This window comes from Streptomyces sp. NPDC041970 (genome assembly GCF_055588985.1).
In genome coordinates this window covers 71,680-98,127 of sequence record NZ_JBVJCD010000012.1, presented here as the reverse complement: position 1 = coordinate 98,127, position 26,448 = coordinate 71,680, and the positions used below count along the sequence as shown (strand labels likewise).

Annotated in this window: 26 protein-coding genes; 10 read left to right on the top strand and 16 right to left on the bottom strand. The window is 73.5% G+C overall.

Annotation, left to right across the window (positions count from 1 at the left end; genetic code table 11):
* The first annotated feature begins 219 nt into the window (after window positions 1-219).
* The 5 genes from ACZ6EJ_RS09665 (at window position 220) to ACZ6EJ_RS09645 (ending at window position 5,230) form a co-directional block, all read left to right on the top strand.
* The gene (locus ACZ6EJ_RS09665; RefSeq protein WP_469265792.1) at window positions 220-1,191 is read left to right on the top strand and encodes an SPFH domain-containing protein; all 972 of its coding nucleotides are present in this window, start codon (window positions 220-222) and stop codon (window positions 1,189-1,191) included.
* The gene (locus ACZ6EJ_RS09660; RefSeq protein ID WP_469265791.1) at window positions 1,188-1,523 is read left to right on the top strand and encodes a type II toxin-antitoxin system antitoxin; all 336 of its coding nucleotides are present in this window, start codon (window positions 1,188-1,190) and stop codon (window positions 1,521-1,523) included. The genes ACZ6EJ_RS09665 and ACZ6EJ_RS09660 overlap by 4 nt, the downstream gene beginning before the upstream one ends.
* Window positions 1,524-1,626: 103 nt before the next feature.
* Entirely contained in the window at window positions 1,627-2,151 is a 525-nt protein-coding gene (locus ACZ6EJ_RS09655; protein ID WP_469265789.1) for a PadR family transcriptional regulator, read from the top strand.
* Window positions 2,148-2,834, top strand: coding sequence for an ABC transporter ATP-binding protein (locus ACZ6EJ_RS09650; RefSeq protein ID WP_469265788.1), 687 nt, complete (start codon window positions 2,148-2,150; stop codon window positions 2,832-2,834). Before ACZ6EJ_RS09655 ends, ACZ6EJ_RS09650 begins: the two co-directional genes overlap by 4 nt.
* Window positions 2,831-5,230, top strand: a complete 2,400-nt coding sequence (locus tag ACZ6EJ_RS09645; protein ID WP_469265786.1) for an FtsX-like permease family protein — start codon at window positions 2,831-2,833, stop codon at window positions 5,228-5,230. The genes ACZ6EJ_RS09650 and ACZ6EJ_RS09645 overlap by 4 nt, the downstream gene beginning before the upstream one ends.
* A gap of 58 nt (window positions 5,231-5,288) precedes the next feature.
* Here the strand turns inward: ACZ6EJ_RS09645 and ACZ6EJ_RS09640 are convergent, their stop codons facing one another.
* Entirely contained in the window at window positions 5,289-6,260 is a 972-nt protein-coding gene (locus tag ACZ6EJ_RS09640) for a LysR substrate-binding domain-containing protein (RefSeq protein WP_469265784.1), read from the bottom strand.
* 134 nt (window positions 6,261-6,394) lie between these two features.
* On the opposite strand from ACZ6EJ_RS09640, the gene ACZ6EJ_RS09635 reads away from it, so the two are divergent.
* Both ACZ6EJ_RS09635 and ACZ6EJ_RS09630 read left to right on the top strand, forming a co-directional pair.
* On the top strand, window positions 6,395-6,949 hold the full coding sequence (locus ACZ6EJ_RS09635; RefSeq protein ID WP_469265782.1) for a peroxiredoxin: 555 nt from the start codon (window positions 6,395-6,397) through the stop codon (window positions 6,947-6,949).
* Between the two features lie 12 nt (window positions 6,950-6,961).
* Window positions 6,962-7,495: an alkyl hydroperoxide reductase gene (locus ACZ6EJ_RS09630; RefSeq protein WP_469265780.1), complete on the top strand. Its 534-nt coding sequence runs from the start codon at window positions 6,962-6,964 to the stop codon at window positions 7,493-7,495.
* Window positions 7,496-7,573: 78 nt separating this feature from the next.
* Here ACZ6EJ_RS09630 and ACZ6EJ_RS09625 read toward each other — a convergent pair whose 3' ends face one another.
* The 4 genes from ACZ6EJ_RS09625 to ACZ6EJ_RS09610 all read right to left on the bottom strand — a co-directional run bounded on the left by ACZ6EJ_RS09625 (window position 7,574) and on the right by ACZ6EJ_RS09610 (window position 12,717).
* Entirely contained in the window at window positions 7,574-8,980 is a 1,407-nt protein-coding gene (locus ACZ6EJ_RS09625; RefSeq protein ID WP_469265779.1) for an AI-2E family transporter, read from the bottom strand.
* 142 nt (window positions 8,981-9,122) lie between these two features.
* Entirely contained in the window at window positions 9,123-9,842 is a 720-nt protein-coding gene (locus ACZ6EJ_RS09620; RefSeq protein WP_469265777.1) for an aggregation-promoting factor C-terminal-like domain-containing protein, read from the bottom strand.
* 386 nt (window positions 9,843-10,228) lie between these two features.
* Complete coding sequence (locus tag ACZ6EJ_RS09615) at window positions 10,229-11,551, bottom strand: PhoH family protein (RefSeq protein WP_469265775.1); 1,323 nt, start codon at window positions 11,549-11,551, stop codon at window positions 10,229-10,231.
* A gap of 404 nt (window positions 11,552-11,955) precedes the next feature.
* Complete coding sequence (locus tag ACZ6EJ_RS09610; RefSeq protein ID WP_469265773.1) at window positions 11,956-12,717, bottom strand: isoprenyl transferase; 762 nt, start codon at window positions 12,715-12,717, stop codon at window positions 11,956-11,958.
* A 254-nt stretch (window positions 12,718-12,971) separates the two neighbouring features.
* Here ACZ6EJ_RS09610 and mgrA point away from each other — a divergent pair, with 254 nt between their 5' ends.
* Window positions 12,972-14,021: an L-glyceraldehyde 3-phosphate reductase gene (gene mgrA / locus ACZ6EJ_RS09605; protein WP_469265771.1), complete on the top strand. Its 1,050-nt coding sequence runs from the start codon at window positions 12,972-12,974 to the stop codon at window positions 14,019-14,021.
* A 375-nt stretch (window positions 14,022-14,396) separates the two neighbouring features.
* Here mgrA and ACZ6EJ_RS09600 read toward each other — a convergent pair whose 3' ends face one another.
* The 3 genes from ACZ6EJ_RS09600 to ACZ6EJ_RS09590 form a co-directional block, all read right to left on the bottom strand.
* Window positions 14,397-14,843, bottom strand: coding sequence for a hypothetical protein (locus ACZ6EJ_RS09600; protein WP_469265769.1), 447 nt, complete (start codon window positions 14,841-14,843; stop codon window positions 14,397-14,399).
* 266 nt (window positions 14,844-15,109) lie between these two features.
* Complete coding sequence (locus tag ACZ6EJ_RS09595; protein WP_469265767.1) at window positions 15,110-15,952, bottom strand: class I SAM-dependent methyltransferase; 843 nt, start codon at window positions 15,950-15,952, stop codon at window positions 15,110-15,112.
* A gap of 290 nt (window positions 15,953-16,242) precedes the next feature.
* Window positions 16,243-17,046, bottom strand: coding sequence for a prepilin peptidase (locus tag ACZ6EJ_RS09590; RefSeq protein WP_469265765.1), 804 nt, complete (start codon window positions 17,044-17,046; stop codon window positions 16,243-16,245).
* 103 nt (window positions 17,047-17,149) lie between these two features.
* On the opposite strand from ACZ6EJ_RS09590, the gene ACZ6EJ_RS09585 reads away from it, so the two are divergent.
* Window positions 17,150-17,530 carry a DUF192 domain-containing protein gene (locus ACZ6EJ_RS09585; RefSeq protein ID WP_469265763.1) on the top strand — a complete coding sequence of 127 codons (381 nt, stop codon included), beginning with the start codon at window positions 17,150-17,152 and terminating at the stop codon, window positions 17,528-17,530.
* Window positions 17,531-17,731: 201 nt separating this feature from the next.
* Here ACZ6EJ_RS09585 and ACZ6EJ_RS09580 read toward each other — a convergent pair whose 3' ends face one another.
* Both ACZ6EJ_RS09580 and ACZ6EJ_RS09575 read right to left on the bottom strand, forming a co-directional pair.
* Window positions 17,732-18,931: a hypothetical protein gene (locus tag ACZ6EJ_RS09580; protein ID WP_469265761.1), complete on the bottom strand. Its 1,200-nt coding sequence runs from the start codon at window positions 18,929-18,931 to the stop codon at window positions 17,732-17,734.
* Between the two features lie 287 nt (window positions 18,932-19,218).
* A complete protein-coding gene (locus ACZ6EJ_RS09575) occupies window positions 19,219-19,707 on the bottom strand; it encodes a MarR family winged helix-turn-helix transcriptional regulator (protein ID WP_469265760.1) in 489 nt (162 codons plus the stop codon).
* A gap of 109 nt (window positions 19,708-19,816) precedes the next feature.
* Between ACZ6EJ_RS09575 and ACZ6EJ_RS09570 the strand changes: the two genes are divergently transcribed.
* Window positions 19,817-21,514, top strand: coding sequence for a DHA2 family efflux MFS transporter permease subunit (locus ACZ6EJ_RS09570; RefSeq protein ID WP_469265759.1), 1,698 nt, complete (start codon window positions 19,817-19,819; stop codon window positions 21,512-21,514).
* Between the two features lie 97 nt (window positions 21,515-21,611).
* On the opposite strand, the gene ACZ6EJ_RS09565 is transcribed toward ACZ6EJ_RS09570, so the two are convergent.
* The 6 genes from ACZ6EJ_RS09565 to ACZ6EJ_RS09540 all read right to left on the bottom strand — a co-directional run bounded on the left by ACZ6EJ_RS09565 (window position 21,612) and on the right by ACZ6EJ_RS09540 (window position 26,414).
* On the bottom strand, window positions 21,612-22,259 hold the full coding sequence (locus ACZ6EJ_RS09565) for an OmpA family protein (RefSeq protein ID WP_469265758.1): 648 nt from the start codon (window positions 22,257-22,259) through the stop codon (window positions 21,612-21,614).
* Window positions 22,260-22,267: 8 nt separating this feature from the next.
* Window positions 22,268-22,885 (bottom strand): hypothetical protein, encoded by a 618-nt coding sequence (locus ACZ6EJ_RS09560; RefSeq protein ID WP_469265756.1) that lies wholly within the window; start codon window positions 22,883-22,885, stop codon window positions 22,268-22,270.
* Window positions 22,886-22,914: 29 nt separating this feature from the next.
* Window positions 22,915-23,523: a pilus assembly protein TadG-related protein gene (locus ACZ6EJ_RS09555; protein ID WP_469265754.1), complete on the bottom strand. Its 609-nt coding sequence runs from the start codon at window positions 23,521-23,523 to the stop codon at window positions 22,915-22,917.
* The gene (locus tag ACZ6EJ_RS09550) at window positions 23,523-23,753 is read right to left on the bottom strand and encodes a hypothetical protein (protein ID WP_469265752.1); all 231 of its coding nucleotides are present in this window, start codon (window positions 23,751-23,753) and stop codon (window positions 23,523-23,525) included. Before ACZ6EJ_RS09550 ends, ACZ6EJ_RS09555 begins: the two co-directional genes overlap by 1 nt.
* Before the next feature lie 200 nt (window positions 23,754-23,953).
* The gene (locus ACZ6EJ_RS09545) at window positions 23,954-25,093 is read right to left on the bottom strand and encodes a response regulator (protein WP_469265751.1); all 1,140 of its coding nucleotides are present in this window, start codon (window positions 25,091-25,093) and stop codon (window positions 23,954-23,956) included.
* Complete coding sequence (locus tag ACZ6EJ_RS09540) at window positions 25,071-26,414, bottom strand: sensor histidine kinase (protein WP_469265749.1); 1,344 nt, start codon at window positions 26,412-26,414, stop codon at window positions 25,071-25,073. The genes ACZ6EJ_RS09545 and ACZ6EJ_RS09540 overlap by 23 nt, the downstream gene beginning before the upstream one ends.
* Between the last annotated feature and the right edge of the window lie 34 nt (window positions 26,415-26,448).

The following is a 26,448-nucleotide window of genomic DNA, read 5'->3' as shown; positions in this document are numbered from 1 at the left end:
CTCTGCTCGACCGGCCCGCTCGGCTCCTCGGTCCGTTCCGACCCTCCAGCTAACACCGTCGGGCGGGACGAACGGCGAGCGATCCGGCCTTTCCCGGACGTGACAATCAGCACCCGTTTCCGGAGGAACCGACTCCCGAAGGGTGCGCGGGGTTGCGCGATCCGTTAATGTGAAATCACTTTGCTAGCGCGGCACCGGCCGCGCGGAACGGGGGGACCCATGACCGGGCAGCACGGCGGCCACCGACCGGACGCACCCGCGACCGACCTCGCCATCGACGTCCCCGACCTGCCCGCACCGCAGGTCAGGGAGGTCGTGGCGCGCTCCGTCCCCGGCGGCGTCGGGCTGCTGCTGACGGTGCTCGGGGTCCTCGCGGGCGGCGGCCTCGCCGCCGTCGGGGGCCTGGCCGCCGCGGACGGGCGCGCCGGGACCGGCGTCCCGCTGCTCGTCCTCGGGGCGCTCGCCGCGCTGGTCTCGCTCTTCTGCATGGGCGGGGTGATGATGATCGCTCCGGGCGAGGCGCGGGTGATCCAGCTCTTCGGCCGGTACGCGGGCACGGTCCGCGCCGACGGGCTGCGCTGGGTCAACCCGCTGACCACCAGGCGCAGGATCTCCACGCGGGTCCGCAACCACGAGACCGCCGTCCTCAAGGTCAACGACGCCTACGGCAACCCGATCGAGCTGGCCGCGATCGTCGTCTGGAAGGTGGAGGACACCGCCCAGGCGCTGTTCGAGGTGGACGACTTCCCCGAGTTCGTCGCCACCCAGACCGAGGCGGCCGTGCGGCACATCGCCATCGAGTACCCCTACGACGCCCACGAGGAGGACGGCCTCTCGCTGCGCGGCAACGCGGAGGAGATCACCGAGAAGCTGGCCGCCGAGCTGACCGCCCGCGTGCGGGCGGCGGGCGTGCGGATCGTCGAGTCGCGCTTCAGCCACCTCGCGTACGTTCCTGAGATCGCGTCCGCGATGCTCCAGCGCCAGCAGGCCGGCGCGGTCGTCGCCGCCCGCCGGCAGATCGTCGAGGGCGCGGTGGGCATGGTCGAGATGGCGCTGACCCGGATCGCCGAGCAGGACATCGTGGAGCTGGACTCCGAGCGCAAGGCCGCCATGGTCAGCAATCTGATGGTGGTGCTGTGCGGGGACCGCGCGGCCCAGCCGGTCCTCAACACGGGCACCCTCTACCAGTGACCGACCGGAACCCGCCCGAGCCCGCGCCGTCCGGACCGGACCCGTCCGGGCCGGCGCCCGCGCCCCGGCCGCGGCAGCGCAAGCAGATGCTGCTGCGGCTGGACCCCGCGGTGCACGACGCGCTCGCCCGCTGGGCCGGGGAGGAGTTGCGCAGCGCCAACGCGCAGATCGAGTTCCTGCTGCGGCGCGCGCTCGCGGAGGCGGGGCGGCTGCCGGGGTCGGCCGCCCCGATCGCCCGCCGCGGGAGGCCGCCCGGACGGCCGTCCGCGCCGCCGCCGCGGGAGGAGCCCGAGCGGCGGCCGCCGGACTCCGCGCCCGGCCCGGACGCCTGAGCAACCCGCCGCCCGCGGCCGGCACGCCCGTACGGATACCGGTCGCGGGCGCCTTTCGGACACGTATACACCGTGGGTATACACACCATGTAGAGTGCTCCGCATGTCAATCGGTCACACCCTCCTCGGGCTCCTGGAGTCCGGCCCCCGCCATGGCTACGACCTGAAACGGACCTTCGACGAGAAGTTCGGCCAGGACCGCCCGCTGCACTACGGCCAGGTCTACTCGACCATGTCCCGGCTCCTGAAGAACGGCCTCGTCGAGGTCGACGGGGTCGAGAGCGAGGGAGGGCCCGAGCGCAAACGGTACGCCATCACCGACTCCGGGATCACCGACGTGTCCCGCTGGCTGGCGCAGCCCGAGAAGCCGGAGCCGTACCTCCAGTCCACCCTGTACACCAAGGTGGTCCTCGCGCTCATGACCGGGCGCAGCGCGGCCGACCTGCTGGACGGCCAGCGGTCGGAGCACCTGCGCATGATGCGCATCCTGACCGACCGCAAGCGCAGGGGCGACCTCGCCGACCAGTTGATCTGCGATCACGCCCTGTTCCACCTGGAAGCCGACCTGCGGTGGCTGGAACTGACCGCTGCCCGTCTCGACCAACTCGCCCAGGTGGTGACCCCGTGATACCCGACGGCTCCCTGCTCTGCGCACGCGACCTGCGCAAGACCTACGGCTCCACGCCCGCCCTGGACGGGGCGTCGTTCTCCGTCCACCCCGGAGAGGTCGTCGCCGTGATGGGCCCCTCCGGCTCCGGCAAGTCCACCCTCCTGCACTGCCTGGCCGGCATCATCACACCCGACTCCGGCACCATCACCTACGCGGGCCGCGAGCTGTCGGCGATGTCGGACGCCGAGCGCAGCGCCCTGCGCCGCAGCGACTTCGGCTTCGTCTTCCAGTTCGGCCAGCTCGTCCCCGAGCTGACCTGCGTGGAGAACGTCGCCCTGCCCCTGCGGCTGAACGGCGTCCGGCGCAAGGACGCCGAGCGCACCGCCCGCGCGTGGATGGAGCGCCTGGAGGTCGACGGCATCGGCGCGAAGCGCCCCGGCGAGGTCTCCGGCGGGCAGGGGCAGCGGGTCGCCGTGGCCCGCGCCCTGGCCGCGTCCCCGAAGGTGATCTTCGCGGACGAGCCGACCGGCGCGCTGGACTCCCTCAACGGCGAGCGCGTGATGGAGCTGCTGACCGAGGCCGCCCGCGCCACCAACGCCGCCGTCGTGCTGGTGACCCACGAGGCACGGGTCGCCGCCTACTCCGACCGCGACGTCACCGTGCGCGACGGCCGGGCCCACGACCTGGAGCACGTGGGATGACGCTGCTCGACGAGAAGAGGCCCCCGGTGGCCGCGCCGCCGCGCCCGGCGCCGCCGCGCGCCGGCGGGATCGTCCTCCGCGACCTGGGGCTCGGCGTCCGGTTCGCCGCCGCGGGAGGCCGGGAGGGCTGGATCCGCACCCTGCTCACCGCCGCCGGCGTCGGCCTCGGCGTGGCGCTGCTGCTGCTCGCCTCCTCCGTGCCGCACCTGCTCGACGCGCGCTCCGCGCGGGAGCAGGCCCGCAGCGAGGCGCGGGTCTCCGGCACGCCCGGCGGCACGCCGCCCAGGTCCGACAGCTCGGTGCTGCGCGTCGACACGGCCACCGAGTACCGCGGCCGGACCGTGGCGGGGCACCTGATGCGGCCCGACGGTTCGACCCCCGTCCGCCCGCCGGGCGTCGACCGCTTCCCCGGCCCGGACGAGATGGTGGTCTCGCCCGCGCTGGCGGAGCTGCTCGCCTCCTCGGAGGGCGAGCTGCTGCGGGAGCGGCTGCCGTACCGGATCACCGGCGCCATCGGCGACGCCGGGCTGCGCTCCCCCGGCGAGCTGCTCTACTACGCGGGCAGCGACACCCTGACGGCGGCCGGGGGCGCGCACCGGATCAGCGGCTACGGCGACGAGCGCCAGGGCGACCCCTTCCCGCCGCTGCTGGTCGTGCTGGTCATCTTGGTCTGCGTCGTGCTGCTGGTGCCGGTCGCGATCTTCATCGCCACGGCGGTGCGTTTCGGCGGGGACCGCCGGGACCGGCGGTTGGCCGCGCTACGCCTGGTCGGCACGGACATCCGCTCGACCCGGCGCATCGCCGCCGGGGAAGCGCTGTTCGGCGCGGTGCTCGGGCTTCTGTTCGGCCTGGCGTTCTTCCTGGTGGGCCGGGAGTTCGCCGGCGCGGTGGAGGTCTGGGACGTCAGCGTGTTCCCGGCCGACCTCGCTCCCGTCGGCTGGCTGGCGGCGCTGGTCGCGGTCGCGGTGCCGGTCACCGCCGTCCTGGTCACCCTGGTGGCGATGCGGTCGGTGGTGATCGAGCCGCTCGGCGTCGTACGCCGGGGCCGCGAGCGCGGACGCCGGCTCTGGTGGCGCCTGCTGCTGCCGCTGGCCGGTCTCGCGGTCCTCGCCGCGACGGGCCGGACCAACGGGTACGAGCCGGTGAACCCGTACTCCATCGCGGGCGGCGCCGTGCTGGTGCTCGTCGGGCTCGCCCTCCTGCTGCCGTGGCTGGTCGAGGCGTGCGTGAACCGGCTGCGCGGCGGCCCGGTGCCCTGGCAGCTCGCCACCCGCCGGCTCCAGATGAGCAGCGGTGCGGCGTCCGGCGCGGTCAGCGGCGTGACGGTCGCGGTGGCGGGCGCGGTCGCCCTCCAGATGCTGTTCGCCGCGATGAACGCCGACTTCCACCGGGTGACGGGGCAGGACCCCTCGCGGGCCCAGCTCGCCGCGTACTCCGAGGACGTCACGGGCGGGGCCGCCACCTCGGCCATCGAGCGGTTCCGCGCCACGGAGGGCGTCGAGCTGGTGATCGGCGCGGTGCAGGCGTACGCGTCCAAGCCCGGCGTCTACGCGGAGGACGAGATCGAGCCCACCACCGCGCTGACCATCGGCACCTGCGCCACCCTGCGCGAGCTGGCCCGGATCGGCGCCTGCGAGGACGGCGACGCCTTCGTCGTGCACCCCGCGGGCGACCAGGGCCAGGCCGACTGGGTGGACGAGACCGCGCGCAAGGGCGAGATCGTCGAGATCGGCCGGGGGATGGCCCCGAAGCCCTACCGGTGGACGCTGCCCGCCGACTCGCCGACCGTGACCGGCCGCCTCGACCCGCTGGGCGAGGAGCACTGGGGGATCATGGCCACCACCGGCGCGATCGACGCGGGCAAGCTGCCCGGCGCCACGCTCGTCGCGCAGATCCGGGTCGACGAGGGTGTGCCCGACGCCACCGAGCACGTGCGCAACACGGCCGCCCGGATCGACCCCGCGATGCGGTTCGTCACGCTGAGCGCGACGGAGCGCGACCGGCAGTACGCCAGCGTCCAGACCGGGCTGCGGGCGGGGGCGAGCGTGGTGCTGCTGCTGATCGCCGCCTCGATGCTGGTCTCCCAGGTGGAGCAGTTGCGCGAGCGCAGGCGGTTGCTGTCGGTGCTGGTCGCCTTCGGCACCCGGCGGACCACGCTGGCCTGGTCGGTGCTGTGGCAGACGGCCGTGCCGGTGCTGCTCGGCCTGGCGGTGGCGGTCGCGGGCGGCCTGGGGCTCGGCGGGACGCTCGCCTGGATGGTCGGGAAGCAGGTGTCCGACTGGTGGCTGTTCTGGCCGCTGGCGGCCGCCGGCGGCGCGCTGATCGCGCTGGTGACCCTGCTGTCGCTGCCGTCGCTGTGGCGGCTGATGCGCCCGGACGGCCTGCGCACCGAGTGACGCCCGCCCGAACGGCGTACGGCCGGGGCCCCCGTGGACCGGGGGCCCCGGCCGTACGTCACCCCTCGCCGGCCCCCGGCTCCACCAGCCGCACCGGCAGCGGCTCCATCGCACCGCGCAGCGCGGCCGCGAACTCCTCGAACTGGCCGCGCCGCGCCGACCCGGTCCGCATCGCCAGCGCCACCCGCCGGCTGGGGGCCGGGTCCGCGAAGCACCCGGTGGCCAGCGCCGTGCTGCGCCCGGTCTCCACGGTCAGGGCGGTCCGCGGCAGGAGGGTCACCCCGAGCCCGCCCGCCACTAGCTGGACCAGGGTGGAGAGCCCGGCGGCGGTCGTGGTCACCGGCGCGCCCTGGGTGCGGCCCGCCTCACGGCAGACGTCCAGGGCCTGGTCGCGCAGGCAGTGCCCCTCGTCCAGCAGCAGCAGCGGCAGCTCGCGCAGCACGTCGCGCGGGAGGTCCGACCGGCCGCCGAGCCGGTGGCCCTCCTCCATGACGAGCACGAAGTCCTCGTCGAACAGGGGGATCTCGGCCACTCCGGGGACGCCGAGCGGCACGGCGAGCAGGAGCAGGTCGAGCCGGCCGGCCCCCAGCCCCTCCAGCAGCGAGGAGGTCTGCTCCTCGTGGACCTGGAGGTCGAGGGCCGGGTAGCGCTCGTGGACCAGCCGGAGCACGGTGGGCAGGAGGTACGGGGCGACGGTCGGGATCACGCCGAGCCGGAGCACTCCGGTGAACGGCGCCCGGACCGCCTCCGCCTCCTCCATCAGCGCCCCGACGGCCTCCAGCACCGCACGGGCCCGCACCGCGAGCCGCTCCCCCGCCGGCGAGAGCAGCACCTTGCGCGTCGTACGCTCGATGAGCTGGACACCCAGTGCCTCCTCCAGGGCGGACACGGCGCCGGAGAGCGCGGGCTGACTCATCCCGATCGCGGCCGCCGCGTCCCTGAAGTGCAGGTGTTCCGCCACCGCCGCGAAGGCGCGGAGCTGGGACAGACTGGGCTGCTTGGGGCGTATGCCCTGATTACCCGCGACCACTGATAGGCACCTCCGATCATCCGGGCCGAGTGTAGCTATTTCCGCGATCAATGCACTCTGTGCCAAGGTGGATCCCGTCCAACCCTCAGGAAGACCCCGTGAAAGCGGAATTCCAGACGTTGCAAGGAGAGCGCGTGCTCACTGTCGGTGACAAGTTCCCCGAGTTCGACCTGACTGCCTGTGTCTCCCTGGAGAGCGGCAAGGAATTCGAGCAGATCGACCACAAGACCTACGAGGGCAAGTGGAAGATCGTCTTCGCGTGGCCGAAGGACTTCACCTTCGTGTGCCCCACGGAGATCGCCGCGTTCGGCAAGCTGAACGACGAGTTCGCCGACCGCGACGCGCAGATCCTCGGCTTCTCCGGTGACTCCGAGTTCGTGCACCACGCCTGGCGCAAGGACCACCCGGACCTGACCGACCTGCCCTTCCCGATGCTGGCCGACTCCAAGCACGAGCTGATGCGCGCGCTGGGCATCGAGGGCGCCGACGGCTTCGCGCAGCGCGCCGTCTTCATCGTCGACCAGAACAACGAGATCCAGTTCACGATGGTGACCGCCGGTTCCGTGGGCCGTAACCCCAAGGAGGTCCTGCGGGTCCTCGACGCCCTGCAGACCGACGAGCTGTGCCCCTGCAACTGGACCAAGGGCGAGAGCACCCTGGACCCCGTCGCGCTCCTCTCGGGCGAGTGAGCTGGTAGCGACATGGCTCTCGACGAACTGAAGTCCGCCGTACCGGACTTCGCCAAGGACCTGAAGCTGAACCTCGGTTCGGTGATCGGCAACAGCGAGCTCCCCCAGCAGCAGCTCTGGGGCACCGTCCTGGCCTGCGCGATCGCCTCGCGCTCGCCGCGGGTGCTGCGCGAGCTGGAGCCCGTGGCGAAGGCCAACCTCTCCGCCGAGGCGTACGCCGCGGCGAAGTCGGCGGCCGCCATCATGGCGATGAACAACGTCTTCTACCGGACCCGGCACCTGCTGTCGGACCCCGAGTACGGGACGCTCCGCGCGGGTCTGCGGATGAACGTCATCGGCAATCCGGGCGTGGAGAAGGTCGACTTCGAGCTGTGGTCGCTGGCCGTCTCCGCGATCAACGGCTGCGGGCAGTGCCTGGACTCGCACGAGCAGGTCCTGCGCAAGGCCGGCGTCGACCGCGAGACCATCCAGGAGGCCGTCAAGGTCGCCTCGGTGATCCAGGCGGTCGGCGTGACCCTCGACGCCGAGGCCGTACTCGCCGAGTGACCCGGCGGTACCGTTGACACGAGAAGGGCCCCGAGGACGACCGACCGTCCTCGGGGCCCTTCCCGTCGTCGTGCCGCGCTACTCCTGCGGCGGCCGCTCCTGCGGGATGCTCGCCGCCGGGGCCGCCGGAGCGGTCTCGGCCGGGATGCGCGAGGCGGCCGGCTCCGGGTCCGCCGCGGGGTGCGCCGGGTCCGCGGACACGGCGGTGGCCCCGCCGGGGACGCCGCCGCGGCTGTACGAGCGCAGGTAGCCGACCACCGTGTTGACCACGGCGACCAGCGGCACGGCGACGACCGCGCCGCCGATGCCCGCGACCAGCCCGCCCGTCGCCACCGCGAGGACGACCGCCAGCGGATGCACCCGCACCGCCCGGCCGAGGATGAACGGCTGGAGGATGTGGCCCTCGATCTGCTGCACCGCCAGGACCACCAGCAGCACCATCAGCGCGGTGAACACGCCCTCGGTGACCAGCGCGACGACCACCGCGAGCGCGCCGGAGACCACCGCGCCGACCAGCGGGACGAAGGCGAACAGGAAGATGAACACGCCGAGCGGCACCGCGAGCGGCACGTTGAGGAAGTAGAGCCCGAGGCCGATGAAGACCGCGTCGATCAGGGCGACCAGCACCGTGCCCCGCACATAGGCGGTGAGCGTGCGCCAGGCGCGGGGCCCGGCCCCCGCGACGCCGGGCCGGGCCTGGGCGGGCACCAGCTTCAGCGTCCACTGCCAGATGCGCTTGCCGTCGTAGAGCAGGAAGAGCGTCGAGAACATCGCCAGCAGCAGCCCGGTCAGGAACTCCACCATCACGGTGACGCCCTGGAGCCCGGCGGAGGTGATCTCCTCGGTGTTGGTGCCGATGGTGTCGTTCAGGTTCTTGGCGATGTCGTTGATCTGCGACTCGGTGACGTGGAAGGGGCTGTCCAGCAGCCAGCGCTTCAGCTCGTCGATGCCGTCGCGGACCCGTTCGGAGAGCGTGTCCAGGTTGTCCATCACCTGCCACACCACGAACCAGCCGACCAGGCCGATGACGACGAACCCCAGCACCGCGGTGAAGGCGGTCGCCAGCCCCCGCGGCAGCCCGAGCCGCATGAGGCGGACGACGGTCGGCTGGAGCATCGCGGTGACGAGCAGGGCGGCGGCGAAGGCCAGCACGACGAGCTGGACCGCGCTGATGACCCGCATCAGCACCCAGAGGGTCCCGGCGAGGACGAGCAGCCGCCACCCCGCCTCGGCCGCGACCCGCATCCCCCACGGGATCGCCGCGACCGGATCGGGCCTGGCCGCCACCAGGGGCGCGTACGAGGGGGGCGCGGGCACCTGCCCGAGCCCCCCGTCCTCCGGCGCGCCCGAGGCCCCGCCGGAGCCCGGAACCGGGTCGTCCGGGTCCTCCCCCGACACGGCCTTGGCCCGCCGCTCCTCCAGGCGTGCGCCCAGCTCCGTCAGTTCGGACCCGAAGCGGCCCAGCCATCCCGGCAATCTCGACATGCTCTCTTCCCTTCCCCCGTCTCCGTCCCCCATCGCCCCGGCGCGGCGGCAATGTGAACGTACACGTGCGAGGCCCCCCACCGTCGTGACGGTGGGGGGCCTCGCAGGGGTCAGGAGCGCGGTCGCGGACCGCGTCCGCCCGCTAGTACCACTTGTTGGCCAGCCAGAACGACCAGGCGCCGCACGGGCTGCCGTAACGGCCGTCCATGTAGCTGAGGCCCCACTTGATCTGGGTGGCCGGGTTGGTGCGCCAGTCGGCGCCGGCGGAGGACATCTTGTGGCCCGGCAGGGCCTGCACCAGTCCGTACGCCCCGGAGGACGCGTTGACCGCGCGGTAGTTCCACGTCGACTCGTGGCTCACGATGTTGCTGAAGCACTGGAACTGGTCCGCGGGGACCATCTGGCGGGCCATCGCCTTGACCTGTGCCACGGAGTACGAGCCCTGGGCGGCGAACGAGGAGGCGTCGCGGACGGAGGACCGGCTGGCGCGCTCGGCCTCCTCCTCCTTCTTCTTCTTCTCGGCCGCCTCGCGCTCGGCCTCGATCCGCTCCTCGGCCGCGCGCTTCTTGGACTTGGCGTCCTTGGCGGCCTGGATGCGGGCCGACTCCTCGGCCGACTTCTTCGCCGCGGCGTCGGCGGCGGATGCCTGGGCATCGGCCTGCTGCGTCAGCGAAGCGGTCTGGACCTGGGCCTGCTGGCCCGCGGGGATGTCTGCGAGCAGCGTGGTGTCGGCTGCGGCCGCCTCGAAGTTGTTGTCCTCGACGGCGGGAGCGCCGCTCGAGGCAACGCCTACGACGGCGCCTACGGTGGTGACCGCGGTGGCAGATGCCACGGCGAACCCCCGGACCGAGATCCGGCTCACACGGTGTCCTTCCAGCATCGCCCGCTTAGGTGACCTCGCGAGCGCAATCGTGCCCTTGACACTGGCCTCCCTACTGCGTGGGTCACGGGAGGCACGGGCCCGGTGGGCGACCCCCTGGGGGGTCGCCGCGTGGTACTCGCGGGCGGCATACGGACGTCACGTGTTGAGTTGTGTGGTGCGGTGCACCTCTGGAGGTGCCCAAGTGCCGTATGCGGGGCCTGACGGAAGCAAGACTCTGCCCGAGAGGGAGGCCGGAGGCAATTCTGTGTTGCGTGGGAAAGGTCACACCCCGTTTGGACGCCCGGTATACCGGAAATGACGGCACGGCACGAGGCCGCCCGGCTAAGCTCCTTGGCTCGCCGGGCGGCGTCGGGGGGACATGCCGGTCAGACCTGGCCTTCCTCCAGCATTTCGGTCACCAGCGCGGCGATGGGTGAACGCTCGGAGCGGGTGAGCGTCACATGGGCGAACAGCGGATGGCCCTTCAACTTCTCGACGACGGCGACCACTCCGTCGTACCGGCCGACCCGGAGGTTGTCCCGCTGGGCCACGTCGTGGGTGAGCACGACGCGCGAGTTGGCCCCGATCCGGGACAACACGGTCAGCAGGACGTTCCGTTCCAGCGACTGCGCCTCGTCGACGATCACGAACGCGTCGTGCAGGGAGCGGCCCCGGATGTGGGTGAGCGGCAGGACCTCCAGCATCCCGCGCCCCAGCACCTCCTCGATGACCTCGCGCCCGGCGACCGCCGAGAGCGTGTCGAAGACGGCCTGCGCCCAGGGGCTCATCTTCTCGGCCTCGCTGCCGGGGAGGTAGCCGAGCTCCTGGCCGCCCACCGCGTACAGCGGCCGGAAGACCATCACCTTCTTGTGCTGCCGGCGCTCCAGCACCGCCTCCAGCCCGGCGCAGAGCGCCAGCGCGGACTTGCCGGTGCCGGCCCGGCCGCCCATCGACACGATGCCCACGTCCGCGTCCAGGAGGAGGTCCAGGGCGATCCGCTGCTCGGCGCTGCGGCCGTGGATGCCGAACGCCTCCCGGTCGCCCCGCACCAGGCGCACGGTGCCCTCGGCCGTCACCCGGCCGAGGGCCTTGCCGCGCTCGGACTGGAGGACCAGGCCGGTGTGGACGGGCAGTTCGGCGGCCTCGGGGACGTACAGCGTCTCCTCGGCGAACAGCAGGTCGACCTGCTCCCCGGAGAGGGGCAGCTCGCTCATGCCGGTGTAGCCGGAGTCGGTGACGGCCAGCTCCGCGCGGTACTCCTCGGCGAGGAGGCCGACGGAGGACGCCTTGATGCGCAGGGGCAGGTCCTTGGAGACGACCGTGACGTCGTACCCCTCGGCCTGGAGGTTGCGTGCGACCGCGAGGATCCGTGAGTCGTTGTCCCCCAACCGGTAGCCGGCGGGCAGGACGCCGGGGTCGGAGTGGTTGAGCTCGACGCGGAGCGTCCCGCCCAGGTCCCCGAGCGGGATCGGGGCGTCCAGCCGGCCGTGGCGGACCCGGAAGTCGTCCAGGCGGCGCAGGGCCTGCCGGGCGAAGTACCCGAGTTCGGGGTGGTGGCGTTTGGCCTCCAGTTCGGTGACCACCACGATCGGCAGCACGACCTCGTGCTCGTCGAAGCGGGTCATCGCGCCTGGGTCGGCCAGCAGGACGCTGGTGTCGAGAACATAGGTGCGCCGGTCGGACATGCGGCGCTTAGAGCTGGTCACCACGGAAGGACGTACCCCCTCGGACGAGGTCGGGGAGTGCGACGGAGGGTCGCGGGGCTTCCCGAAGGGAGAGGACGGACCGGGATCGGGCCTCTGCGCGAAGGCCGGACCGCGGCCTCCGCTCGGCCGCACGCTGCGTGACGGTCCTTCGTGTGCAAAGGGCCTCCCGGGCGAGCGGGCTGGGAGCCGCTCACTTGGCTGCGACGTCCGCCTGGTTGGTGACCGGACGTCGACCTGTCAGGGGTATTCCCTCGTTGGCGCGCGGCCATGCGGCCGCATATGACACGGTGTGGAGAAGTCCCGGTGGACGCGCGATGACCCCCGGCGTACGCGACGGCCCCCCGCCGGGCGGGGGGCCGTCGAAGGGGGCGTGCGCCGGGCGCGGCCGCGGCGCCGGGTGGCCGGTATCAGGCCCCGTAGCGCCGGTGGCGGGCGGCGTAGTCGCGCAGCGCCCGCAGGAAGTCGACCTTGCGGAAGGCCGGCCAGAAGACCTCGCAGAAGTAGTACTCCGAGTGGGCGCTCTGCCAGAGCATGAAGCCCGAGAGCCGCTGCTCGCCGCTCGTGCGGATCACCAGGTCCGGGTCGGGCTGGCCGCGGGTGTAGAGGTGCTCGGAGATCAGGTCGGTGGAGACGACCTCGGCCAGCTCCTCGAAGGTCGTGCCCTTCTCCGCGTGGTCCAGGAGGAGCGAGCGGACCGCGTCCGCGATCTCCTGGCGTCCGCCGTAGCCGACCGCGACGTTGACGATTATCCCGTCGATGTGGGACGTGGCCTGCTCGGCCTCCTTGAGCACCGTCTGGGTCTCGGCGGGGAGCAGGTCGAGGGTGCCGACGTGGTGGACGCGCCAGCGCCCGTCCGCGGCGAGGTTGCGCACGGTGTTCTCGATGATGCCGAGCAGCGGCTTCAGCTCGTTCTCGGGCCGGTCGAAGTTGTCCGTGGAGAGCAGCCAGAGGGTGACGACCTCGACGTCGGTCTCGCTGCACCAGCCGAGCAGCTCGGAGATCTTGTCCGCCCCGGCCTGGTGGCCCTGCACGGCCGAACCGCCGGACGCCTTGGCCCACCGCCGGTTGCCGTCGAGGATGACCCCGATGTGCTTCGGCACCTGATCGTGGTCCAGGCGGCCTTCCACCCGGCGCGCGTAGAGCCTGTACACCAGGTCACGGAAGTTCACAGCGTTCACCCTCTCGGTTCCGTGCGGGCCTGGGGCCCGCCCTCCCCGTCACCGGGGCCGGGGGCCCTCCCCCGCGGGGGTCGCCGCACGGCCTGCGCGGCTCGCACCGTCCGCAGGGTTCCGTGCCGGACGCACGGGGCCGCGCGGGCCTTCGCCGCGCGGCGCATCGGCATTCCCCGAAGCCGCCACATTACTGCGAGCGGGTCACCGGGGCCCAACCCGGTCTGTCACAAGTCCGTGATAAGGAGGGAAACGTGACTGATTACCTCTCCCCCGATCTCTTCTACCGCGCTGCCGACTCGCGCTACGACTCCATGGAGTACCGCCGCACCGGACGCAGCGGGCTCAAGCTGCCCGCCCTGTCGCTGGGCCTGTGGCACAACTTCGGCGACGACCGGACCCTGGACTCCCAGCGGGCGATCCTGCGCCGCGCCTTCGACCTCGGGGTGACCCACTTCGACCTGGCCAACAACTACGGCCCGCCGCCCGGCTCGGCCGAGCTGAACTTCGGGAAGCTCTTCGCCCAGGATCTCGCCCCGTACCGGGACGAGCTGGTCATCTCCACCAAGGCCGGCTATCTGATGCACCCCGGCCCCTACGGGGAGTGGGGCTCCCGGAAGTACCTGCTGTCCTCGCTCGACGCCTCGCTCCGGCGGATGGGCCTCGACCACGTCGACATCTTCTACTCGCACCGCTTCGACCCGCAGACCCCGCTGGAGGAGACGATGGGCGCCCTGGCGTCCGCCGTGCGGCAGGGCAAGGCGCTGTACGCGGGCGTCTCCTCGTACAACGCGGAGCAGACCGCCGAGGCCGCCCGGCTGCTGCGGGAGATGGGGGTGCCGGCGCTGATCCACCAGCCGTCCTACTCCATGATCAACCGCTGGATCGAGGACGACGGGCTGCTCGACACCCTGGAGACCGCCGGCATGGGGTGCATCTCCTTCGTGCCGCTCGCCCAGGGCCTGCTCACGAACAAGTATCTGAACGGTATCCCGGAGGGCTCGCGCGCCACCCAGGGCAAGTCCCTGGATCCGGGCCTGCTCAACGATGAGGTGGTCCGCCGCCTCAACGGGCTCGCCGCCATCGCGCGGGGCCGGGGCCAGTCGCTCGCCCAACTGGCCATCGCGTGGGTGCTGCGCGACAGCCGTATGACGTCGGCGCTGATCGGCGCGTCGAGCGTGCGGCAACTGGAGGAGAACGTGGCCGCCCTGGCGGGTCCGGCGCTGACCGCCGAGGAGCTGAAGGAGATCGACGCCTTCGCCGTGGACACGGAGGGCACGAACATCTGGGCGGGACGCGGCTGACCGCCGGGACGGAGGGTCGGGCCGGCCCCCGGGGTTCGACGGGGGGCTGACGGCCGCGGCCGGGGCGAGCCGACCCGTGGGTGCGGCGGGAGGGCTGACCGCCGGGTGCGAGGGGGGAGCCGACCGCCGGGCGGGGGCGGAGAGCCGACCGCCGGCCCCCGAGAAAAAACGGGCCGGTCCGTGGGGGGGGATACGGACCGGCCCGAGGGGGGGTTTCCACCATAACCTTTCATAAGTCGTGCGGCGTGCAGCGCCACCCCGCCATCACCCGGCGGATGCGCCGCACTCCTCCCCGTACATGTGCCGCGCCCCGCGCGGGTGCGCGGGGCGCGGCGTACGGGCCGGTCGGGGGCGTACGGGTCGGGGGCGTACGGCTCAGGGACGGCGGTCGAAGCGGACCGCGACCGTGTCCCCGGCGACGACCACGAAGTCCCCGTCCTCGCAGCGGATGACGGCCTCCAGCACCTCGCCGTTCTCGTCCCGGCGCTCCCCGGTGCCGATGACCGTCCAGGCTCCCCCGTACGGCGCCGGGGGCAGTTGGGCGGGCGGGGCGTGCTGCCACTGGCTCGCCGGTACGCACCAGTCGGGCAGGCGGGGCCAGGTGCCGGGAGTGACCCGGAGCGTCCGGTTGAAGGCGCAGGTCAGCAGGATGGACGGGCCGCCCGAGAGGACGAACTCGACGGCCTCGGGCTCGCCGGCACGGCCCTCGGGCCGGTAGTAGACGCCGAGGACGGCCGTGATCCGCTGCCCGGTGAGCCAGTCCGCCTTGCCGCGCCGGGTGCGACCGGCCCGTCCCGCGCAGTCTTCCTTCTCCAAGGTCATGGCCGCTCCCACTTCTCCGCAGTGCGTGCTCCTGGGGGTAGGACGGCGGCGCGGGCCGTCCCGTTGCCTCCCGAAGGGGTGGACGGGGGGTGAACCTGCCGCCGGGACAGCCGGGTTGGGGCGGGAGGGCTGGAAGGGGCTGCAAGGGCCTTACGGGTCGGTCGAGGGTGGCGGGGCGGCTGGGACGGTCGAGGTGAGCGGGGCGGGCGGGGTGGGCGGGGCTCGTGAGGTGGGCGGAGTGGCGGGGGCGAGCGGGGTGCGGGGGGTCAGCCGGGCTTGCGGGCCTCGACGGGCTTGCGGGGCTCGACGGGCTTGCGGGCCTCGATGAGGAAGCGGGTGGCGTGAGCGACGAAGGGCCCCTCCGCCTCGATCCGCTCGTGCAGCTCCGCCAACCGGGGCAGATACTCCGCGACGGTGAATCCGGGCACCATCCAGATCACCTTGCGCAGGAAGTAGACCACCGCGCCGATGTCGAAGAACTCGGTGCGCAGGCGCTCCGCCCGCAGGTCCACCACCTCCAGGCCGGCCGCCGTCGCGGCGGCGCGCGCGTCCTCGGGGTCGCGGGCCCGGCGCACCTCGGGGGGCTGCGGGCCGAGGAAGAACTCGACGAGCTCGAAGACGCTGGCCGGGCCGACCTGCTGGGAGAGGTACGTACCGCCCGGAGCCAGTACGCGGGCGATCTCCTCCCACCAGGTGGTCCCTGGGTGCCGGCTGACCACGAGGTCGAACGCGGCGTCCCCGAAGGGCAGCGCCGACTCGTCCGGGGTCACGACGACCGCCGCCCCGAGGGGGTGGAGCAGCGCGGTGGCCCGTGCGACGTTCGGCGGCCACGCCTCCGTCGCCACGGTCACCGGCGGGAACCTCGGTGCGGTGGCCAGTACCTCGCCGCCGCCGGTCTGGAGGTCGAGCGCGGCGCGGGCCCGGCCGAGCCGGTCCGCCATCACACCGGCGTACCCCCAGGAGGGGCGCTGTTCGGTCGCCCGCCCGTCGAGCCAGGAGAAGTCCCAGCCGTCGACGGAGACGGCGTCCGCCTCGGCGACGAGGGTGTCGAACCGCTCGCGGGAGGCCGGGGAGGAGAACGCGGGAGGTGTGGCGGGAGGTCGGGGCATGGCGAAATCGTGTCAGGCGCACGCCGGGGGCGCGAGCGGATTGCGGAGTGGACGGAACGGCTGTCGGCGGGCCGCCGGGCGCGCGGAGGGGGCGTGGGGGCGTGGTGGCGGGTCACCACCGGGCGTGCGGAGGGAGCGTGGGCCGTGGCGGCGAGCCGCCGGGCGTGCGGAGGGAGCGTGGGCCGTGGCGGCGAGCCGCCGGGCGTGCGGAGCAGGCGTGGCCCGTGGTAGCGGGTCACCACCGGGCACCGGAGCGGGCATCGGCCCGTGGTGGCGGGCCGCCGCCCGGCTCACGCGGCCAGGGCCCCCAGCAGCAGACCGGTCAGCGCCCCGGCGATCATGAAGGGGCCGAACGGGATGGCCGTCCCCCGCCCCGCGCGGCGCAGGAGCACCAGCCCCAGTCCGTACACCGCCCCGAACAGGAACCCGGCGAACCCGCCCAGGAACAGCACCGCCCAGCCGTACCAGCCGAGCACCACGCCCAGGGCGAGGGCGAGCTTCACGTCGCCGAAGCCCATGCCGTCCGGGTTGATGAGGAAGAGCAGGAAGTAGAAGCCGCCGAGGGCGGGCCCGCCCAGCAACCCGGAGGTCCAGGAACCGGCGTGGCCGGGGACCAGCGCCGCGCCGCCGAGGAGCAGGACGGCGGCGGCGGCCAGGGGCAGGGTGAGCGGATCGGGGAGCCGGTGGACGCGCCGGTCGACGACGGCGAGGAGGACGGCGACGGGGGTCAGCGCCAGCCATCCGACCAGTTCGGGCCGGGGCCCCGTCGCGGCGGCGAGCGCGACGCAGGCGAGCACGGTGAGCACGGGGGCGGCGACCTGGGGGGCGTAGGGGCGTGCGCCAGGCGCGGCGGTGGGCTCGGTGCGGGTCCCGGCGGCGGCCCGGCCGTGCGGCTGGGGGGCGGCGACGGCGCACGCCGCGCAGCGGGCGGGGCCGAGCCAGCCGCCCGCCGGGCCGGTCAGCGGATGGCCGGCGGGGCAGGCCGTACGCCACGGCTCCTCGGGGTCGACGGCGAAGCGGTAGGCGGCACGCGGGACGAGCAGCCCGGCGGCGGCCCCCCAGACCGCGGCGAGAACGAGCAGCGCGGCATCCACGCGACGACCCTAGCCCCCGTCTCCGCCGCGGGACGCGGGCCCGTGGGCCCACGCGCGGGCGTTCGGGCCCGCGCACGGCCGCCGGGGGCTACGGTCGGTGCCCATGAGGACATGGCGCGACGGCGACGGCACGCTCACGGTCCACGCGGACCGGGAGGCGCGGGAGGTGCCGCTGCGGATAGCGGCCTCGTACCGGGCCCGCACCCGCGGACTGCTCGGGCGGGACGGGATCGAGGGAGCCCTGCTGCTCACCCCGTGCGGGAGCGTGCACACCTTCCGGATGCGGTTCGCCATCGACGTGGCGTACCTGGACCGGACGGGCACCGTGCTGGCGGTCCGCACGATGAGGCCCGGCCGGTTGGGCCTGCCCCGACTGCGGGCCCGGCACGTGGTGGAGGCGGAGGCGGGCGCGATGGAGCGGTGGGGCGTGCGACCGGGCGTGCGGCTGGAGCCGCGCGCGACGGCGGACGCCTCGGGGCGGTAGGCGTACGCCGGAGCCTTCGCTGCGGCGGGCGCGGGGAGGCGGGGCGTACGCCGGGCGCGGGCCTGCGGACCAGCGGCGTGGCGCGCGGGCTTCACACGCGGTGCGCGCCTTCGCGGTGCACGCCCTCTCGGTGCGCGCCTTCGCAGTGCACGCCTTCGCAGTGCACGCCTTCGCAGTGCACGCCTTCGCAGTGCACGCGAATTACGGCGGGCCGGAACCGAGGAGCGTCCAGGCGCCGAACACGGCGGACGCGCAGGCGAGGACGGTGAGGACGGCGGCCGTGCGTCCCGTGGTCCGCAGGCGCAGCAGGGCGGCGGCGGGCGGGAGGAGCAGCGGGAACGCGGGCATCATCAGGCGCGGGCGCGAGCCGAAGTAGCCGGCGCCGATCAGGGAGACGACGACGATCGCGGCGGTGTAGACGAGGACGGGGAGCGGTTGCCGCTGCCGTACGCAGAGCGCCACGAGGGCGCCGAGCAGGACGAGCGCCGCGCAGAGGCCGAGGGCGGCGGGCCAGGGGAGCCGGGCGATGAAGGAGGCGAGGGCGCGGCCGCCGTCGATGCCGTTGCCCCACTCCGCCTGGACGTCGAAGTACGCGAACGGGCTGCCCTGCCGTACGGCCACGAACACCACGTACGCCAGCCAGCCCAGCGGGGCGAGCGCCGTGCCCGCGAGCATCCGGGCGTTGCGGCGGAGGACCGGGCCGGTGCGGTCCCCGGCGCGGTGCTCCCGTACGAGGGTGGCTGCGGCGGTGACGGCGAGGGCGGCGATGAGCGCGGCGGCCGAGGGCCGGGTGAGCCCGGCCAGGACGCACAGCGCGCCCGCCACGATCCAGCGCCCGGTGAGCACGGCGTACAGCGTCCAGGCGGCCAGCGCCGTGAACAGCGTCTCGGTGTAGGCCATCGACTGGACGAACGCCGTCGGGTAGGCCCCCCACAGGGCGGCCAGCACCACCCCCGTGCGCCGTCCGCGCAGACGCGCGCCCACCGCGAAGATCCCCCAGGCGGCGAGCAGCCCGGCACTCCAGGCGACCAGGAGCCCCGCGCCGCCGAGGCTGAGGGGGGTCAGCTCGTGGATGCCGCGCTCCAGAGCCGGGAGCAGGGGGAAGAAGGCCAGGTCGGAGTGGACGGCCCCGTCGGGGAGGGTGACGGTGTAGCCGTAGCCGTCGGCGGCGATGCGCTGGTACCAGACGGAGTCCCAGCGTCCGCTGAGCCGCGCCAGGGGGTCCTTCCCCTCGGCGGAGGCGGCCGCCCAGAGGACCAGGAGCCCCAGGGCCCGCACGGCGGCGTAGACCGCGAGCGCGGGTGCGGCGACCCGGAGCGCGGCGACGGCCCGCGGCCCGGCGGCGGGCGTCTTGGGGGCCGGAGCGGCGGGCGTCCGGGGGCTGAGCTGGTGGACGGGCATACGGCCGATTATGACGGCGATCCGGGGCCTCCCGTCTCGGGGGCGGAGGCCCGGTGCGGTGGGGTGTGATCGGTCCCGAGGAATCGGGCGCCCGCTCGCGGCGGGGAGCGGGCGCCCCGGCCCCCGACCCCTCTGCCCCCTCGCGCGACGCGCTCGCGGTTCGGTCTCGCCGTCGTGGCGTGTGCCGTCCGGTCAGGACCCCTCAGCGCTCTCGCGCCCGGCGGGAGGATCGGCTCGCGCCGCGTCCCGCGACCGGCGCGGGCGGCCGGGGGACGACCGCACCGGCGTCACGCCTCACGGGCCCGCTCGGCGATGTACGCCTCCACGCCGGCGCCCAGGTCGGCGAGCAGGGCCTCGAAGCCGGCCACGACGTCCGGCGGGTGCCCGGCCATGACGGCGTCGAGGCGGACGCCCAGGGGGTGGAAGAACTCCTCGGCGCGCTCCTGGACGTGCGCGCTGCTCCGCAGGGTGATCACCCGTCGGTCGGCGTGCTCACGGCTGCGGATGATGTGCCCGGCCTGTTCGAGGCGGTTGAGCAGAGCGGTCGTCGCGCTCGGGGAGAGCGGAAGCCGTTCGCTGAGCCGGGCCGGCGAGAGGGGGGCGCCCCGCTCGTCCGCCGCGGCGATCTCCAGCAGGGCGGCCGCGTCCGTGGAGTGCAGCCCCAGCCAGTCGGCGAAGAGGCGGCTCAGCTCGGTGTAGTGGCCGGCGTAGGCCCGGAGCGCCTCGATCAGCCGTTCACGCTGCGCCGTCGCCTCACCGCGTGTCGAACCCTCCACCGCCGACGCCACCCTTCCTCACCGCGGGTCGGCCGACCGTTCGCGCGCCGCCACGCCTTTGACAACCTACTACCCTCCCCCTACCGTTCCATCATCGAATTATTCCACAATGGAAGGAGTTACGGTGCGCAGTCCTGCTGCCGCCACCCGCCGGTGGCTCGGCCTGATCGCGATCGCCCTGGGGGTGGCGCTGATCGTGGTGGACACCACGATCGTCAACGTGATCGTCCCCTCGATCGTCGAGGACCTGGACGCCACATCCGCCCAGGCGCAGTGGGTCCAGGAGTCGTACGCCATCGTCTTCGCCGCGTTGCTCCTGCTCACCGGCCGGCTGGCCGACATCCTCGGAGCCCGCCGCGTCTTCGTCGGCGGTGTCGTCGTCTTCGGGGCGACCAGCGTGCTGGCCGGGCTCGCGCCCGACAGCGAACTGCTGATCCTGGCCCGGTTCCTCCAGGGCGCCGGAGCGGCCATGCTGCTGCCGACCTCGCTGTCCCTGCTGAAGGCGACGTTCACCGGCAAGGCGCGCGGCCAGGCGTTCGCCGTGTGGGGCTCGACCATCGGCGCCGCCGCCGCGCTCGGCCCGCTGCTGGGCGGCTGGCTCGCCGAGCACGTCTCCTGGCGCTGGGCCTTCGGGATCAACGTGCCGCTGTCCGTGCTGGTGGGGGCCGGTGTGCTGCTGTACATGGCCCCCTCGCCCCGGACCCGGGGCCGCGTCGACGTGCCGGGCGCGCTGCTCTCGGTCGCCGGTCTCGGGCTGCTCGCCTTCGGCCTGGTCGAGGGACGTACGTACGGCTGGATCACCACCGTGCGCCCGCTGGAGGTCCTGGGCCTCACCTGGTCCGGCGGCCCCTCTCCGGTCCTGGTCGCCCTGGTCCTCTCGGCCGCCGGCCTCTACGCGTTCGTACGGCGGCAGGTCGCGCTGGGTCGCGCGGGCCACTCGGACCGGGTCCTGATGGACGTGGGCCTGTTCTCCATCGCCTCGTTCCGGAGCGGCAACATCGCGACGCTGATCATCGGCATCGGCGAGTTCGGCGTCGTCGCCATCCTGCCCCTGTGGCTCCAGTTCACCCTCGGCTACAGCGCCCTGCAGGCCGGTCTCGCCCTCGTGCCCGTGGCCATCGGCTCCTTCGTCGCCAGCGGTGCGAGCTTCGGCATGGCCGCCAAGGTCGCACCGCTCGGCCAACTGCGCGTCGGGCTCGCCCTGGAGGTCGTCGGGCTCGCCGGGATCGGGCTGGTCGCCGCCCCCGACCGTGCGTGGTGGCCCGTCTCCCTGGTGCTCTTCCTGTACGGCATCGGCGTCGGCTTCGCGACCGCACAGGTCACGAACGTCGTCCTCGACGACGTTCCGGAAGCCAGCTCCGGGCAGGCGTCCGGGGTGCAGAGCGCCTTCCGCCAGCTCGGCTCCGCCCTCGGCATCGCCGCCCTCACCACGGTGTTCTTCACCACGCTCAGCACCCGGCTGAACGACCGGCTCACCGGCGGCGGCCTGCCCGCGGGCGAGGCCGACCGGCTCGCCGCCGCCGTCACCGACAGCGCCGGGGCGGCCATCGGCCCCCTGGCCGCGGACCCCCGGACGGCCTCCGTCGCGGACGCGGCCCGCGCGGCGATGACGGACGGTGTGGTCCTCGGCGGTTACGTCGCGGCCGGATTCGTCCTGCTGGGGCTCATCGCCTCGTTCCTCATCCCCGCATCTTCCCCAGGCGCGAACGGGAACGGGGCCGCAGACGGATACGGGGACGGGGACGGGGACGGGGACGCGGCGAGGGAAACCGCCCCCGCGTCCGCACTCCGGAAGCCCGTCGCGTGACGAGGACCCCCTGGGCCGGCCGCCGATGACTCCCGCGCCGCCTCCCACCTTCGGGCCCGGCCCGGCGGTGGGAGGCGGCGCGGAACCCGTCCTCGGGTCAGGAAGCGCCGCCGCGCGGGAAGGAGACCTCGACCCGGCGGTTCTTCTTCCGGCCCTCCTCGGTGCTGTTGGCGGCGATCGGGTACTGCTCCCCGTACCCCCGGATCTCGTACGTGATCGTGGGGCCGAGCTGCTGGGACAGGACCCCGTGCACCGCGTCCGCGCGCCGCTTGGACAGGACGTCGCCGTGCGCCGAGGAACCGAGGTCGTCGGTGAAGCCGAAGACGCGGACCCTGGTCGCGTTCTGCGCCTTGATCTCCTCCGCGATGGCGGCGATCCGGGCCTGGGCCGCCGAGCTGAGCTTCGCGCTGTCCTTGCCGAAGAGGACCTCGGCCTGGAGCGCGAGCTTGATGTCGGCATTGCTGTCCTCGCGGCGTTCCTCGCCACCGAGGTCCTCGACCACCTGGACGATGTCGAGGACGCGGCCAGGGGCGAGCGTGCCGCCTTCCGGCATCTTCAGGTCGGGGTCATTGGGGTCGAGAGGAACGGGCGGCTCCGAGGTCGCCTGGGTCCCCGGAGGCATACTCGGCACATCGTCCGCGCATGAGGGCGACGCCCCGAGAAGCGTGGTCCCGGCGATCAGCATGACGACCGCGACGGCCTGCCCTACGTTCCGCACCGTCCCAGGGCGCTGATTGGTCTTCATGTCCGCATTCACCCAGAGATCTTCAGCGAGGTGGTGGCGAACGTCGGCAGATTGAAGTCGACTTCGGTCGTGGTCTGCGGCGGAGCCGGGAACTGCATGAAGATCGGCGCCGTCTTGCCCGGAGCGAGGGACGTGATCGCCGTGGTGCACAGACACCGGGAATCCGTGTCCCGGAGGACGTAATAGCGCTTTTTCTCCGTCTTGTCCACCAGCGTCGCCCCGGCGACCGAGTTGGGGTTCTTGTTGACTACGTTCACTTCGGAGCCGGACCACCCGGAGGTCGTGCGCGCCTGGTCCCCCTCGTTGGTGATCTGGCCCTGGACCGTCAGAAACCCACCGAGGTCCCGCTTGACCTCGTTGACGACCAAAACAAGTCCGCCCTGTCCACGCGCCTCGGCCAACTTGACATCGGGGTCCACAGCCTCGCCCGCGGCCGTGTCCTCCTGCTGCGGCTCCCCCTTGTCCTCCTCGGAAGGACTGGCCGGTGCGGAAGGCGCGCCGGCACCCTCGGTACGGGGCTCCTCACCGCCGTCGTCACCGCAGCCGGTCAGGGTGAAGGCGAAGGCGGCCGCCGCCGTCACAGCCGCCATCGCCCTTCCGGTTGTCGTGGTCCACCGCATACTCATCGTCCGAATCCTCTACTCGTGGTTCGCTTTCACTGGTCGACCAACCGCACGTCGAAGAGACTGTTGCGCACTGCCGCCCACAGGGTCGGGCTGCTCGGCGCGATTTTCACCACATCACCATTCGAGCAGGAGAAGACGTACAGGTCCTGGGTTCCGTCGCTGTCGACGTCCGTCGCCTTCCACCGAGGACAGCGAAACTCGACCAGCGCGGTGGCCTCGGCCTCCGCACGCCGGTTCTCTGTGCCGGGGATGACCGGCGAATCGACGGCTTTCCTCCCCTGCACCTCGACCGTGATCTCGTCACGCAGATAGCCGCTTTCGAACGTGCAGGACTGCTCGTCGGCGTCATTGGCGGCGGCCAGCCGTGCCGCTTCCCCGCAGGGAGGCACGAAGGGCCGGTCGAGGAAGAGGTCGAGCGTGTCATCAGAGAGCGAGGCGAGGAACCCCGGCCCGAAGTCGTCGCGGAGGCTCTGGGCGGCAGCCAGAGCGGCCGCGTCCGCAGCACCCTGGGACCCGTTGCGCAGGGCGGACGCCTTGCCGACGGCGAAGAAGGCGAACGCGAGGAAGAGCAGGCCTGCCACCATGACCACGTAGAGGGGGAAGGCCTGCCCCGCGTCGCCTTGCGGACGCGCGCGCATCAGCCAGAGGTGATGGCGGACACCAGACCACTGATGCGGCCCGAGATGCTCCCGCCGATGCCGGAGGCCGCGATCGCCCCGATGATCGCCACGACCACCAGGATGATCCCCAGGTACTCGAACGCCGTCTGACCCCGGTCCTTCGCGGCGCAGCGCTTCCGGATGCCGCGAGCCGCTGTGTCGGCCCAGCCGGTGACGCGGACGGCGGTCTTCAGGGTGATGTTCGACATGGTGTTCCCCTCCTGGTCCGGCCGGCCGGGCGCCGGCCGACTCACACGTTCCTGCGGTGCCGTGGGCGGAGCCGGCCTGCTCTGGGCCGGTGCCGCTGGTGACGTGAGAACCATAGGGGGGAAACGGTGGTCGGCCGGAGGGTCCATGGGCCCATTTCCGGACCCGAAGAGCTTTCCGGGGCGGCTCGTCGGCGGTGCGGTCAGTCATGGCGCCGCCCGGAGTCGCGGGGCGCGGTGCCGAGCCAATGGGCCATGGCCTCGCCGCGGGTGGTGCTGTCGAGCTTGGTGAAGATGCGGTTGATGTGGTTCTTGACCGTCTTCTCGCTGATGAAGCAGGTGGCCGCGATCTGTTGGTTGCTCATCCCGGACGCAATCAGGTCCATGACCTCCACCTCCCTCGAACTCAACATGCCCCGGAGCCTGTTGGGGGACGCTACCGGTCCTCCGGTCACCGAAGACTGTCCCACAGCGGGTTGCAGTCGCGAAAGCCTTTCCGAGGGTTCGACCGGACGGGGGTACGCGGGCTCCGGGGCCGCCGTCGGCACTCCGCCCAGGCCGTCCGGGAGGGGCGAGCCGTGGGGCGGCGGGCCGTCGCGCAGGTGGGCGCGGAGGACGTCGGCGGCCGTGGCGGTGAAGTGGGCGCGGCCGTCCTTCGTGTCGCACACCGCCCGGACGAGCTGGTCCGCCGTGAACTCGCCGTGCACCAGGTAGCCGCCCGCGCCCAGGCGCAGCGCCTCGTGGACGATCTCGCTCTCGCGGCTGTACGTCAGCATCAGCACGGGGGCGGTCCCGACCAGGTGGGGCAGGGCGGAGATGCCGTCCACGCCGGGCATACGGACGTCGAGCAGGACCACGTCGGGGCGGTGCCGGAGCGTCTGCTCGTACGCCTCCCGGCCGTCCGCCGCCTCCGCGACCACCTGGATGTCGGCCCGGCCCGAGAGCAGCGCCCCCAGGCCCGCCCGGACCACCGGGTTGTCGTCCGCGACCACCACCCGCAGCCGGGCCGCCGCGGGGGCCGTGGGCGACGGGGGGAACGGGTCCGGCGACGGCCGCCCCGCCTCCTCGACCGCGGTGGGCGGGTCGGAGTCCTCGACCGCGGTGGACGGGCCGGTCGGGGCGGGCCCTGCGACGTGCGGGCGCACGGGGCCACCGGAGGCCGGGGCGGGCCCTGACGCGTGCGGGCGCAAGGAGTCGCCGGGGGCCGGGGCGTGGTGGCTCGGTGCGACGTGCGGGCGCACGGGGCCATCGGAGGCCGCGGCGGCCCCTGACCTGTGCGGGTGCACGAGGTCGCTCGGGGCCGGGTCGTGGTGGCTCGGCTCAGGGGAGATGTCTTCCGGCATCGTGCGGCCTCCTCTCGGGAGTGGTGGCGCCGGGCAGGGCCGCCAGGGGGAGCTCCACGCGCACTTCCGTGCCCTTCTCCCCCCGGCCCCGCCCGATGTGGATGCGCGCGCCGATGGCGGCGGCGCGTTCGACCATGCCCACCAGGCCGAAGTGCCCCGCCCGGCGCAGGGCGTCGAGGGTGGTCCCGGCCGGCAGGCCGCGCCCGTCGTCGTACACGCTGACGCGGAGCACATCGCCCTGCACGCCCGCGAGGACGACCAGGCGGCCGGGGTCCGCGTGGCGGTGGGCGTTCTCCAGGGCCTCGGCGGCGACGGTGAGGAGCTGCCGGGCGACCGCCTGCGGCACCGGCGGCGCCGGGACGCCCTCGCCGAGCCTGCGGAAGACGGTCGGTACGGCGTGGTGGTCGGCGAAGTCCTGCGTGTGGGCGGCCAGTTCCGCGAGGATGTCGACGCCGCCCGCCAGGCCCTGTTCGCGGCGGAGGTCGGTGAGCAGTTCCCTGGACTCGGCGGCGGCGCGGCGGGCGGCGCGGGCGACCAGCTCCGCCCGCTGTCGGACGGTGGGCGGGTCCGTGCGGTCCGCCGACCCCGCCAGGCCGTCCGCCGCGAGCGCCAGGCCGTGCAGGGTCTTGGCGACCGAGTCGTGCATCTCCCGTGCCAGACGGGTGCGTTCGGCCTCCACCGCCTCGGTCGCCGCCAGCCGCGCCCGCGTCTCGGCAAGGGCCTGGGTGGCGGCGCCGAAGCGGAGCAGCAGGTTGCGCAGGGTGACCCCGAGCGCCCCGGCGATCACGCAGAAGCCGGGCAGCAGGAGCGCGGTGGCCCCGCTGCCGCGGAGGTCGGGGACGCTGGCGTACAGGCCGAAGACGATGACCACCTGGAGCGCGGCGAGGACGGCGGCGCCCCGGCTGCCCTGGACCAGGCCGGCCAGCAGCGGGGTGCAGGCGGTGACGTACGCGAGGGTGGACTCGGGGGTGGCCGTGACCAGCAGGAGCGTTCCGAAGAGCACGTCGACGCCGAGCAGCCAGGGGTGGCGCAGCAGGACGGGGCCGAAGCGCTCCCAGTCGCGGAACAGGACGTACGAGCCCATGAAGGTGGCCAGGACCGCCGAGCCGACGAACCAGGTGGGCAGGCCGGGGGCGGTGTTGCCGATGGCGTACGGCGTCGCGATCGCGATCATCGCCAACCGGAAGCCGAAGACCTGGCGGCACATCGCCTGGAGGGCGTTGACCTGGATGGCGAGGGCCGGGCGGGCCGGTGCGCCGGTGGGGGCGTGGTCCGGCGCGGCGGCCGGTCCGGTCCGGGCGTCGCCCACCTGATGGGCCATGCGCTGTCACCCCCGTCGCGTCCTCGCGTCTGCC